Below are 12041 nucleotides of genomic sequence, written 5' to 3'. Positions count from 1 at the left end.
GGAGCAGTTTTCATTGAGATCACGAAGTTCGCTGAGTGAGCATCAGCGCGAGCGGTTAGTTGAACTATTTGAGCAAGGCATGGGTTATAAAGCCGCTGCCAATGCTCTTGGTGTCTCCAAAGACGGCGCCCGTATGCTCTATCGTCGGTTCACGCTGCATGGCAGGCTATGTCTTGTGGAGAAACCGACTGAGCAGCAGTATTCGTTCGACTTCAAGAAGGAAGTTGTCCAACGCCACCTTGCTGGTGAGACAGCGATGGATCTTGCGCGCGAATTTGGCCTGTCATCAGACCAGCTAGTTAAAGGGTGGTCGTGGAAATGGCGTAAAGGTGGCGATGAGAGCGTGTCAAGTTGTTTGTGTGTGGGGCGTGATTATTAGAGGTAGGGCTCGAAGCGGTCAGGGTAAGCCACAGACATCTGGTTGATGGCCTGCTTCCAGTTCGTCACCCGCCTGCCCTCGATCAGCCGGCCGCTGGTCGCCGCGACCCGTTTGCCCTGCTTAGCACGCTTGGCGGCCCGTTTGTCCTCAATGTTGCAGATCATCAACCACAAGGTTTTGATCGCAGACTCATCGTTGGTGAACTGCACCCGATTCCGGGTGGCTTTACGCAGCTCGTTGTTCATCGACTCAATCGAGTTCGTGGTGTAGATCACCTTCCTAGCCATCGGTGGGAACTCCAGGAACGGGATGAACCGGTCCCACGCATCGCGCCACACCTTGACTGACTGCGGATACTTTTCCCCCAGCTCGGAGGCCTCGAACTCCGTCAACGCCGCCAGAGCGGTTTGCTCGGTGGGGGCGGTGTAGATCTTCTTCAACTCGGCGGACACCGCCTTACGATCTCCATAGGCCACCCACCGGTTTGCTGCCCTGATCAGGTGGACGACACAGGTCTGGACCATCGAATCCGGCCAGGTGGCTTCCACAGCCTCCGGCAGACCCTTGAGCCCGTCACAGCACACGATGAACACATCGTGCACTCCGCGGGTAGCGAGGTTGGCACACACCTGCGCCCAGAACGAGGCTCCTTCCTCTTTAGCCAGCCAGATACCCAGGATGTGTTTGATCCCCTCCATGTCCACCCCGATAGCCAGGTACGCGGATTTGTTGACCACCCGGCCCCCGTCACGGACTTTGATCCGTAACGCATCGAGGAAGACCACGGGGTAGAACTCATCAAGTTGGCGGTTCTGCCAGATCATGACCTCCTCGAGGACCGCATCGGTGATCGCGGAGATTGTTTCATGGGAGATGTCCACGCCCATGGCGGTGGCCATGTGGTGCTGGATGTCTCGGACGGTCATGCCACCGGCATAGAGACTGATGATCATGTCGTCGACGTCGGTCAGCCGGCGGGATCCTTTGGGCACCATTGTCGGCAGGAAGGATCCGTCACGGTCCCGGGGAACAGCGACATCGACCGGTCCGTAGTTCGAATCGACCCGCTTGGGGTAGGAACCGTTACGGGAATTGTTCTGACCAGCGGCTTCCTTGCTGTTCCGGTCGCCGTGCTGGTAGCCGAGGTGGGCATCCATCTCGGCGTTGAGGCCCCGGTTGATCGAGGCCTGGAGCAGGCCCCGGACGAGATCGTTGGCATCCGTGGTGGAGGTGCCGAGCTCGTCGATCAGCTTCGCCATCTCAGGATTGGCGAGGAGCTTTTCCTCGATCGCTTTGATCTTTGCGGAGTCCTCTGGGTTTCGTCGTGCCACGGTAGTCATTCTGGTTCATCTCCTTGGTATGAGGGGAATCCCTCACACACAAACCATCTGACACCCTCGGCGATGAGGCACTAAAACCGAAGCCGAAAGGCAGGCCCAAAGGCTCGGCTGCACCGACACGTCTCACGGAAGAGGAGCGGCTGCGCCGCCAGGTTGCGCGACTGGAAGCAGAAAACGCCTACTTAAAAAAATTGCGGGACTTGAGGAACCAGGGACACGCCTAAAAGCCCAGGCGATCGTCATCCTCAAGTCACACCACCGCTTGGAGTACCTCCTGGATGCGGCCGGCATGGCACGGTCGACATTCTTCTACCACCAAAAACGACTCAGCGAGCCAGATAAGCACGCTGCGCTCAAAGACCGATCCGGGAAAGTTTCGAGCGCAACAAGCATCGCTACGGCTACCGACGAGTGCTCCTTGACCTGCGCAACCAGGGGTGGGTGGTCAACCACAAGCTCGTCTACAAACTCATGTGCGAGATGGGGCTTCGAGCCAAGGTACGCCAGCGCAGGCCCTATGTTTCCTACAGCGGGACGATCAGCCACATCGCCGACAACACACTTGATCGCAACTTCACCCCAGATAAGCCAAATGCCGTCTTTGTCAGCGACGTCACCGAGTTCAGGGTCGCAGGCCGCAAGGTCTACCTGTCCCCGGTGATGGACCTGTTCGACCGTTCAATCGTCGCCCACACCGTGGCTACATCGCCGTCGACAGCGTTGACCTCGGTTTCGTTGGCGCAGGCGATCGAAACGTGTGCACCTGAACCGGGCTGGATGATGCACACCGATCAAGGTTTCCAGTACCAGCATTCATCCTGGCGCAACCTGATTCATGACAACGGTGGTGTTCAGTCAATGTCACATAAAGGCAACTGCTACGACAACGCGGTCATGGAGAACTTCTTCGGGCACTTGAAAACCGAGATGTACCACGGAGAAGTCTTCGACACCGTCGCAGATTTCAACCAGGCGATCGACGAGTACATCCAGTGGTACAACACCGAACGCATCCAACAACGACTCAAGGGCCTGACCCCGATGCAATATCGAAATCAGACCCTTGAAGCCCTAACCGCCTAGAATTAAACCAGTCCAACTTTCGGGGGCCAGTTCAGTGCGGACGGGGGCGGGTTTTTAGCTAGAGCGTCTTAGAACACGGAAGACTGATCTTCCTTGTGGTCGTAGCCTGCCTCCTGGCGCTTACGCGCAACCTCGGCGCGGAGCTTCTGCTCCAGGTCGGCGTCCACGTTGCCCCAGTAGGCGAAGGTGCGCTCCTCAATGTCCTTGTTCTTGATCGGGAGCATCTTGTTGGAGACGTTGTGCACGAAGCGCTCACGCTGAGCGTCGTCGAACACCTCGGTGTAGAGGGTGCGCGCCTGACCGAAGTCGTCGTCCTCAGCGTGCTTGACGTACGCTGCGCGGGTCAGGTCGGTGCCGTGCGGGTCCGGGTTGACGTAGAGGTCGCTGGCCTGGCCGTAGGTGGTGTGGTTCGAGGAGGAGTCCTCGTTGTTGTCCAGGTAGCCTGCGCCCTTCTCCGTGTTGTTCGGGGTGTAGTTGTGCTCACCCTCGTTGTTGAAGAAGTACGCCATCGGGCCGCGCTCCTGGTAGGAGTTGACCTCGTTGACCGGGCGGTTGACCGGCAGGTCCTTGTAGTTCGGCCCGATGCGGTAGCGGTGCTGGTCCGCGTACGCCCAGACACGGGCCTGCAGCATGCGGTCCGGGGACAGGCCGATGCCCGGGACGAGGTTGCCCGGGTCGAGGGCGATCTGCTCGATCTGTGCGTGGAAGTTCTTCGGGTTGCGGTTGAGCACGAAGTAGCCCACGTCGACGAGCGGGTAGTCCTTCTGGGACCAGGTCTTGGTGAGGTCGAACGGGTTGAAGCGGTAGTTCTCCGCGTCCTCGAACGGCATGATCTGCACCTTGACATCCCAGATCGGGTAGTCGCCGCGCTCGATGGCGTCGAACAGGTCCTGGCGGTGGTGGTCGGCGTTCTTGCCGGCCATCTCCGTGGCCTCCTCGTCGGTGAAGGTCTCCCAGCCCTGGCGGGTCTTGAAGTGGTACTTGATCCACACGGCCTTGCCCTCTTCGTTGACCCACTGGAAGGTGTGGGAGCCGAAGCCGTCCTGGTGGCGGGAGGTCTTCGGGGTGCCGCGGTCCCCCATCAGGTAGGTCACCTGGTGAGCGGACTCCGGGGTGCGGGACCAGAAATCCCACTGCATCTCGTCGTCGCGCAGGCCGGTGTGGGGCTGGCGCTTCTGGGAGTGGATGAAGTCGGCGAACTTCATGCCGTCGCGGAGGAAGAACGTCGGGGTGTTGTTGCCCACGATGTCGTAGTTGCCGTCCTCGGTGTAGAAGCGCAGCGCGAAGCCGTGCACGTCGCGCCACGTGTCGGGGGAGCCGGCCTCGCCAGCGACGGTGGAGAAACGGATCGCCATCGGGGTGACGGTGCCCGGCTGGAAGAGCTTGGCCTTGGTGTACTGGGACACATCCTCGGTGACGTGCAGCTCGCCGAAGGCGCCGTGACCCTTGGCGTGCGGGATGCGCTCCGGAACGTTCTCGCGGTTGAAGTGGGCGAGCTTCTCAATCAGGTGAATGTCGTTGAGGACATTCGGGCCCTGCGGGCCGGCGGTGATGGAGATGTTCTCCGATGCGACCGGCTGGCCGCTCGGGCGGGTGGTCGTGCCTTTGCCAGCGGGACGTTCGCCGCGTGCGACGATGTCCTCTGCCTTCGACTGGTCTGCCATGGTAGTAGGCCTCCTCGGCTTCATTCGGTAAAGCTATAAATGGCGGACATTTGATATCCACTGTTCATAGTACGTGGCGGCCCCGCGGTCGGCAACGGATTTCGGGGGCTGGGGGGTGTTCTGGGGTAGTTGCGATACTGTCCGGACGTAATTTCCCGGTAATTGGCCCGCTGGTAGGGTTTCCACCTGTGAGCAGCAGCGACGACTACGTCACCCAGCTGGCCCTCCGTGCGGGCCGGGGCGATCGGGGCGCGCTGACGGAATTCATCGAACACACCCAGGATGACGTGTGGCGGTTCCTCGCCCACTTGGCGGGCCGAGAGTACGCCGACGACCTGACGCAGGAGACGTACCTCCGCGTCCTCGGGTCGCTGCCGCGTTTCGCCGGGCGGTCGTCGGCACGCACGTGGCTGCTCACACTGGCGCGGCGGGTGTGGATTGACTCCGTGCGCCACGACATGGCCCGTCCCCGCAAGTCCGCCGCGGAGTACGACGACGTCGCGGCCGGCTCCCCCAGCCCCGACAACCCCAACACCTGGTCGGAGGTGATCGACGCGCGCACGCTTCTCGACGCCCTCCCGGCCGAGCGGCGCGAAGCCCTCGTGCTCACGCAGGTCCTCGGCTACACCTACGAGGAGGCCGCGAGGATCTCCGGCGTTCGGGTGGGCACCATCCGCTCCCGCGTGGCGCGGGCCCGCCGGGACCTCATCGAAGGCTCTTAGGACGCGAAGAATAGGGCGAGCTTGCCCACGAGCTCGCTGACCCAGCTCGACGAGCTCGAATTTCTGTGGCCCGTTGGGGTGGGCGCGGCGGTATCGGCCGCGCCGGCGACGACGACCCGCAGCGTGTGCGCATCGCCCTCCGGGCCGGTGGCCTTCACGGTGGCGAACTCCCCGTCGGCGGCGGTGGCGGAGGCCGTGATGCGCAACCCCGTGGGGCTGGTGAGCACGCTCCACCCCGCGGGCAGCGTGGACTCTGGCCCCTCTTCGATCTGGTACGTCACGCCCGCGGGCTGACCGGACTCGAGCGCCAAGGACTGGCCGGGCTCGATGCGGATGTCATCGTCCGATCCCGCCGTGACACCGCCGACCGCGGGCGCGGGAGAGCCCGCGGGGGCAGCGCCCGCCACTCCATGGGCGGACAGCGCCACCGCGGCGGCGAGCGCTGTGGCGCACATGCGTTGGCGGAGAGAGAACATCATTGGGTCAATTGTCGTCGTATCAACGTCTAACGCAAGTCATTCGGCGCTTCTTTACCAGACTGAAACTAATTTGTGGCCGTAGCGATGAGCTCCGCGATCTGGATCGTGTTCAGTGCCGCGCCCTTGCGGAGGTTGTCCCCGGCCACCACGAACGTGAGCCCGCGGTTGCCGTCGACGGCCTGGTCCTGGCGGATGCGTCCGACCAAAGACTCGTCGATGCCGGCGGCCTTGAGGGGCGTGGGGACGTCGACAAGCTTGACGCCCGGCGCCTCGGCCAGCACCGCGCGGGCCTCCTCGGGGGTGATCGGATTGGCGAATTCGGCGTGGACCACCATGGTGTGCCCGGTGAACACGGGCACACGCACGCAGGTGCCGGAGACCTTGAGATCGGGGATGCCGAGAATCTTGCGCGACTCGTTGCGCAGCTTCTGCTCCTCGTCGGTCTCCTCCGTGCCGTCGCCGACAAGGTTGCCGGCCAGGGGCACAACGTTGTACGCGATCGGCTCCACGTAGGGGCCGAGGTCGGCGGGTTCAAGCAGCGAACCGTCGCGGGTGAGCGCGGGCGCGCGCTCGCCGATTTCCGCCACCTGCCGCGCGAGCGTGTCCACACCCGCGACGCCGGAACCGGACACGGCCTGGTACGAGGCGACGCGCAGGGTTGTAAGCCCCGCGGCATCGTGCAACGCCTTGGCCACCGGCATGGCAGCCATGGTCGTGCAGTTCGGGTTGGCGATGATCCCCTTGGTCACCTCGCCGGCGGCGTGGGGGTTGACCTCGGAGACGATGAGCGGGACCTCGTCGTCGTTGCGCCACGCCGAGGAGTTGTCCACCACGGTCGCGCCCGCCTGCGCGAACACGGGTGCCCACTGCTTGGAGGTGGAGCCGCCCGCGGAAAACAGCGCGATGTCCACGTCCGCGACGGACTCGGGCGTGATCTGGGTCAGATCCTCGACCTCGATGTCCTGGCCACGAAACTCCAGAGTGGTGCCCGCCGAGCGGGGGGAGGCGAAAAAGCGCACCTTGTCTGCGGGGAATTCGCGGTCGACGAGGATCTCGCGCATGACGCGGCCGACTTGGCCGGTCGCGCCTACTACGGCAATGGTGGTCATGGGTGGTGCCCTTTCCTACGTGTCGTTAGCTGCTGGTTAGCGCCCCGTGCCCGCGTAGACCACGGCGGGCTCCTCGCCACCGAGGTCGAACTTCGAGTGGATGGCGCGCGCGGCCTCGGCGAGGTCGCCCTGGCGCACCACGGCCGTGATGCGGATTTCGGAGGTGGTGATCATTTCGATGTTGATGCCCGCGTCGCGCAGCGCCTCGGTGAAGTCGGCGGTGACACCCGGGTGCGATTTCATGCCGGCGCCGACGAGCGAGACCTTGCCGATGCTGTCGTTGTAGGCCAGATCGTCCCAGCCCTCGGCGTCCTTCAGCGCGCTCAGCAGCTCCACACCCCGGACGCCGTCGGCGACCGGGAGGGTGAAGGTGATGTCGGTCTTGTTGTCCTCGGCCGAGGAGATGTTTTGCAGCACCATGTCGATGTTGATTTCGGCGTCCGCCAACGCGCGGAACACCTTGGCCGCCTCACCCGGGTTGTCGGGGATGCCGAGGATGGTGATCTTGGCCTCCGAGTCGTCGGTGGCCACGCCGGACAGGACTGCTTCTTCCACGGGGATATCCTCCAATGCTCCGGCGACCAGGGTGCCGGTGTCGTTGCTGTATGACGAGCGTACCCGCAGGGGCACGTTGAACGCGCGGGCATATTCGACGCTGCGCAGCACGAGAATCTTCGAGCCGCTCGCCGCCAGTTCCAGCATCTCCTCGAAGCAGAGCTGGTCCAGCTTGCGCGCGTCCGGCACGATGCGCGGGTCAGCGGTGTAGACGCCGTCCACGTCGGAGTAAATCTCGCACTCGTCGGCTCCCATGGCCGCCGCCAGCGCCACCGCCGTGGTGTCGGAGCCGCCGCGGCCCAGCGTGGTGATGTCGCGGGTGTCGCGGTTGACCCCCTGGAACCCGGCGACGATGGCAATCTTTCCCTGCTCCACGGCGTCCTGGACGCGGCCGGGGGTGACCTCGACGATGCGGGCGTTTCCGTGGCGCTCCGTGGTGATCACCCCGGCTTGGGAACCTGTGAAGGACTGCACGTCCTCCCCGTGGGCGGCAACGGCCATGGCCACCAGGGAGTTGGAGATGCGCTCCCCAGCCGTGAGCAGCATGTCCATCTCGCGCAGGGGCGGGGTGGGGTTGACCTGGGCGGCCAGGTCGAGCAACTCGTCGGTGGTATCACCCATGGCGGAGCACACGACGACGACATCGTTCCCTGCCCTGCGGGTGGCCACGATGCGCTCGGCGACGGCGCGGATGCGCTCGGCACTCTCGAGGGAGGACCCCCCGTACTTCTGGACGATCAGAGCCATGCCTGTGAGTCACCTTCCGGTCGCAGTTTTTGGAATGCGCGTCCCAATATTACCTGTCGCCGGGTTGGCCCTCTACTGTGGATGGCCGTGCACAACAATGCCCTCGCCGTCACCTTCGCGCTGCTGTCTGCGGTGACGATTGCGGTAGGCACCGTCTGGCGCCACCACATCCTGCGCGCGGGGCTGGGACACGCGGAGGCGAACCGCTTTCCCCTCGCCTCACTGAGGCGGCCGCAGTGGTGGATGTCCATCGCGCTGGCGTTCGTGGCCTACGGCCTGCAGGCGCTCGCGCTCGCCTTCGGCTCCCTGCTGGTGGTCCAGCCGATCCTGGTGCTCTCGCTGATGTTCACCCTGGTGCTCGCGGCGCGGGTCGAGCGCCGCGTGATGGACGCGGACGAGGCCCTGTGGGCGCTGGTGCTCACCATCAGCGTGGGCGTCGTGGTCGTCCTCGGCCGCCCCCTGCCCGGGCAGCACGGCGCGCCCGCCTGGGAATGGGCGGCCGTCACCGCGGTGGGGCTGCTCGCATGCGCCGGCACCTTCGCCTACGCCTCCACGCGCTCGCCCGCCACCCAAGCCCTGCTCTACGGCGTCGTCTGCGGCGTGGTGTTCGGCTACCTCGCGGTGTTTTCCAAGGTGGCCGTCGACGCGTTCGCCTCCGGCGGCGTGGCCGCGATGATTGGCACGTGGCAGTTCTGGGCGATGGTGGCCACATCCCTGGTGGGGACGGCCGTGCAGCAGTACGCGTTCGGGGCGGGGGTGCTCTCACGGTCGCTGCCCGCAATGAAGATTGCGGAGCCCCTCGTCGCCTTCTACCTCGGGTGGTCCATCCTGGGCGAGAAAATGCAGGTGGCCAGTGTGTTCGGGTGGGCCGTCATGGTGGCGTCGATAAGCTGCATGCTCGTTGCCACGGCCATGTTGGCCCGCAAACCGGTGACGTGATCAGGGCGCGGGTGTATGCTGTGGTGCATGTCATCGGCGAAGGCTCTTCTGCTTCTACGCCGCGGCGGGACTCAGGCCACCACGAACTAGCACGGCCGGCACCCCGCCGCGGAGATTGTCGTTGCCGGCCGTGGAACGAACCCACACCGAATACGAGGATGACGAAAGCGCCATGAGCCCCCTGCACCCTGAATTTTCCGCCCCGAACGAGATTCGCACCCCTTCCGGCCCCCGCAACGAGGGCCAGCCCGCCTGGAACAAGCAGCGCGGCTCCCACATGCCGGTATCGCGCTACCTGCCCTTCGCCGATGAGGTCGAGGACATCGTCCTGCCCGACCGCACGTGGCCCGACAAGAAGATCACCGCCGCCCCGCAGTGGTGCGCCGTGGACCTGCGCGACGGCAACCAGGCGCTCATTGACCCGATGAGCCCGGAGCGCAAGCGCCGCATGTTCAACCTGCTCGTGCAGATGGGCTACAAGGAGATCGAGGTTGGCTTCCCGTCCGCGTCGCAGACGGACTTCGACTTCGTGCGCGAGATCATCGAAAACGACATGATCCCCGACGACGTGACCATCCAGGTCCTCGTCCAGGCCCGGGAGCACCTGATCCGCCGCACGTTCGAGGCCTGCGACGGAGCGAAGAACGTCGTCGTCCACTTCTACAACTCCACCTCCAAGCTGCAGCGCGAGGTGGTCTTCCGCAAGGACCGCCCCGCGATCAAGAAGCTCGCCACCGACGCCGCCGAGCTAATCAAGTCCATCGCCGCCGACTACCCGGGCACCCACTGGCGCTGGGAGTACTCGCCGGAGTCCTACACCGGCACCGAGCTCGACTTCGCCCTGGAGGTGTGCGACGCGGTGGTCGACATCATGGAGGCGACCCCGGACAACCCGATGATCATCAACCTGCCGTCGACGGTGGAGATGATCACCCCGAACGTCTACGCCGACTCGATTGAGTGGATGCACCGCAACTTTGCCAAGCGCGACAGCATCATCTTGTCCCTGCACCCCCACAACGACCGCGGCGAGGGCGTGGCCGCGGCCGAGCTGGGCTACCTCGCCGGCGCGGACCGCATTGAGGGCTGCCTGTTCGGCAACGGCGAGCGCACCGGCAACGTGGACCTGGTCACGCTCGGGCTGAACATGCTCACGCAGGGCGTGGACCCGCAGATCGACTTCTCCGACATCACCCGCATCCGGGAGGTCGTTGAGTACTGCAACCAGCTGCGCGTGCCGGAGCGCCACCCCTACGGCGGTGACCTGGTCTTCACCGCGTTCTCCGGCTCCCACCAGGATGCCGTGAACAAGGGCCTCGACGCGCTCGCGCAGAAGGTCCGCCCCGGCGCGTCGTCCACCGACGTCAGCTGGGAGGAGCTGCGCGACACGGTGTGGGAGGTTCCCTACCTGCCCATCGACCCGAAGGATGTCGGCCGCACCTACGAGGCCGTGATCCGCGTGAACTCGCAGTCCGGCAAGGGCGGGGTGGCCTACATCATGAAGACGGACCACGGCATCAACATGCCCAAGGCCATGCAGCCGGAGTTCTCCGCCATCGTGCAGAACATCACGGACACCGAGGGCGGCGAGGTCAACTCCAAGAACATGTGGGACATCTTCGCGGCGACCTACCTCGACCTGGATTCCCCGCTCGAGCTGGTCAGCTACAACGTCACGGGCGCGGTCAACGAGGACGAGGACTCCTCCGTCACCGCCGAGGTGGTCTACGACGGCGCCACCCGTGTGCTCACAGGTTCTGGCAACGGCCCCGTCGCCGCGTTCGCGCAGGCACTGGAGACGCTCGGCATCGACTTCGAGGTGCAGGACTACACCCAGCGCTCGCGTACCGCGGGTGATGACGCCGACGCGGCCTGCTACATCCAGGCCGACGTCAACGGTGCGACCGCCTGGGGCGTGGGGATTGCGGGCTCGACCACCCGCGCCTCGCTCAAGGCGATCGTGTCCTGCGTGAACCGGGGCCTGACCAGCGCGAAGATGGGCGGGGTCTAAGCCTGTGGAGGAGCAGTACCCGTTTGTTGCGGTGAGCATCCAGGCCACGGGGATCCACCCGTCAACGGGCCGGATGGTCACACTCGACGCGGTCACGTTCGACGACACCGGCGCAATCGGCGAGGAGTTCCACTCCGTGTTCAGCACCGGGGCGGACGCCGGCCCGTGCCACAACCACGGCCTCGCGCCGGGGGATTTCGCGCAGGCCCCGCGTTTCGCGCGGCACCTCAAGACGCTGGACCGCATCGTCGACAAGCGCACGCTCGTGCTTCACGACGCCCCCGTGACGTGGGGATTCATCGTCTCGGAGGCCCGGCGGGCGATGAACGCGGCGGCGCGCGCGAACCGCTCCCGGGCGAAGCGCAACGGGCGCAGGCGCCAGCGCGTGGGGCACGTCCCGCGCCCGGAGCTGATCGTGGACACGCTCGCCAGCGCGCGGCTGCAGGGGGTTATCCCGCTGGATACCCGCCCGGGCGCGGTGGCGCGGCTGCTCGGCCTCGACGCACCCGACCCCACCGCGAGCGTGGAGCGCGCCCAGCGCGCCGAGGAGGACACGTCCCGGGAGCAGACGATGCTGGTCAAGGACCTGTTCTTCGCCCTGCGCGGGGGTGAGTTAGCTGCCGCGGCGCCGGAGGACCTGGCCCCGGACCGCTTCGGGCTGCAGCGCTCCGTCGTGCGCGTCGACGCGGAGAACGACACCTTGGACGTGGACAACCCCGGCGTGTATTCAGCGGAGACCGGCCTGCGCGACGGGATGGAGATCGTGGTCACCGACGACATCGCCGCCGACCCCGACGCGATCATCGCCGCCGCGGTGGAGCACGGGCTCAATTACGCGGAGAAGCTCACGCGCCAGACGTCGCTGGTGGTCTCCGACGCCCCCGCCCGCGGCGTGGAGCTGCGCGGCAAGGCCATGCACGCCGCGCGCAAGGGCATCCCCGTGCTGTCCGCCGAGGAGTTTGAAACCGCCGTGGCACGACGTGGTTAGAGGGGCCGTAGGCGTAGTGTGGTGC

The 12041-nt window shown here is 65.2% G+C and carries 9 protein-coding genes and 2 pseudogenes; 6 read left to right on the top strand and 5 right to left on the bottom strand.

Translation table 11 applies throughout. The annotated features are described in order from the left end of the window. Nucleotides 1–13 precede the first annotated feature (13 nt). Nucleotides 14–346: pseudogene (locus BLS40_RS11390) on the top strand (helix-turn-helix domain-containing protein); the annotation flags it as partial. A gap of 29 nt (nt 347–375) precedes the next feature. Here BLS40_RS11390 and BLS40_RS08600 read toward each other — a convergent pair. Continuing rightward, nucleotides 376–1719 carry an IS256 family transposase gene (locus BLS40_RS08600; RefSeq protein WP_092150768.1) on the bottom strand — a complete coding sequence of 448 codons (1344 nt, stop codon included), beginning with the start codon at nt 1717–1719 and terminating at the stop codon, nt 376–378. Nucleotides 1720–1778: 59 nt separating this feature from the next. Between BLS40_RS08600 and BLS40_RS08595 the strand changes: the two are divergent. Further along, a pseudogene (locus BLS40_RS08595) lies at nt 1779–2802 on the top strand (IS3 family transposase); the annotation flags it as partial. Between the two features lie 68 nt (nt 2803–2870). Here the strand turns inward: BLS40_RS08595 and BLS40_RS08590 are convergent. Continuing rightward, nucleotides 2871–4466, bottom strand: coding sequence for a catalase (locus BLS40_RS08590; RefSeq protein ID WP_092151295.1), 1596 nt, complete (start codon nt 4464–4466; stop codon nt 2871–2873). Between the two features lie 188 nt (nt 4467–4654). On the opposite strand from BLS40_RS08590, the gene BLS40_RS08585 reads away from it, so the two are divergent. Continuing rightward, on the top strand, nt 4655–5188 hold the full coding sequence (locus BLS40_RS08585; protein WP_092151293.1) for an RNA polymerase sigma factor: 534 nt from the start codon (nt 4655–4657) through the stop codon (nt 5186–5188). Here BLS40_RS08585 and BLS40_RS08580 read toward each other — a convergent pair. From BLS40_RS08580 to BLS40_RS08570, 3 genes are all read right to left on the bottom strand, one after another. Next, a complete protein-coding gene (locus BLS40_RS08580; RefSeq protein ID WP_157672468.1) occupies nt 5185–5667 on the bottom strand; it encodes a hypothetical protein in 483 nt (160 codons plus the stop codon). The genes BLS40_RS08585 and BLS40_RS08580 overlap by 4 nt on opposite strands. Before the next feature lie 65 nt (nt 5668–5732). Then, nucleotides 5733–6776, bottom strand: a complete 1044-nt coding sequence (locus BLS40_RS08575) for an aspartate-semialdehyde dehydrogenase (RefSeq protein WP_092151289.1) — start codon at nt 6774–6776, stop codon at nt 5733–5735. A gap of 36 nt (nt 6777–6812) precedes the next feature. Then, on the bottom strand, nt 6813–8078 hold the full coding sequence (locus BLS40_RS08570) for an aspartate kinase (protein ID WP_092151287.1): 1266 nt from the start codon (nt 8076–8078) through the stop codon (nt 6813–6815). 81 nt (nt 8079–8159) lie between these two features. Here BLS40_RS08570 and BLS40_RS08565 point away from each other — a divergent pair, with 81 nt between their 5' ends. The 3 genes from BLS40_RS08565 (at nt 8160) to BLS40_RS08555 (ending at nt 12016) form a co-directional block, all read left to right on the top strand. Continuing rightward, nucleotides 8160–9017 (top strand): DMT family transporter, encoded by an 858-nt coding sequence (locus BLS40_RS08565; protein ID WP_092151285.1) that lies wholly within the window; start codon nt 8160–8162, stop codon nt 9015–9017. Nucleotides 9018–9189: 172 nt separating this feature from the next. Next, nucleotides 9190–11028, top strand: a complete 1839-nt coding sequence (gene leuA / locus BLS40_RS08560; RefSeq protein WP_092152243.1) for a 2-isopropylmalate synthase — start codon at nt 9190–9192, stop codon at nt 11026–11028. Nucleotides 11029–11032: 4 nt separating this feature from the next. Continuing rightward, complete coding sequence (locus tag BLS40_RS08555) at nt 11033–12016, top strand: DNA polymerase III subunit epsilon (protein ID WP_092151283.1); 984 nt, start codon at nt 11033–11035, stop codon at nt 12014–12016. Nucleotides 12017–12041 lie beyond the last annotated feature (25 nt).

Origin of the sequence: Corynebacterium mycetoides, assembly GCF_900103625.1 — a bacterium.
Taxonomy (GTDB): domain Bacteria; phylum Actinomycetota; class Actinomycetes; order Mycobacteriales; family Mycobacteriaceae; genus Corynebacterium; species Corynebacterium mycetoides.
This window is presented reverse-complemented; position numbering and strand designations above follow the sequence as displayed.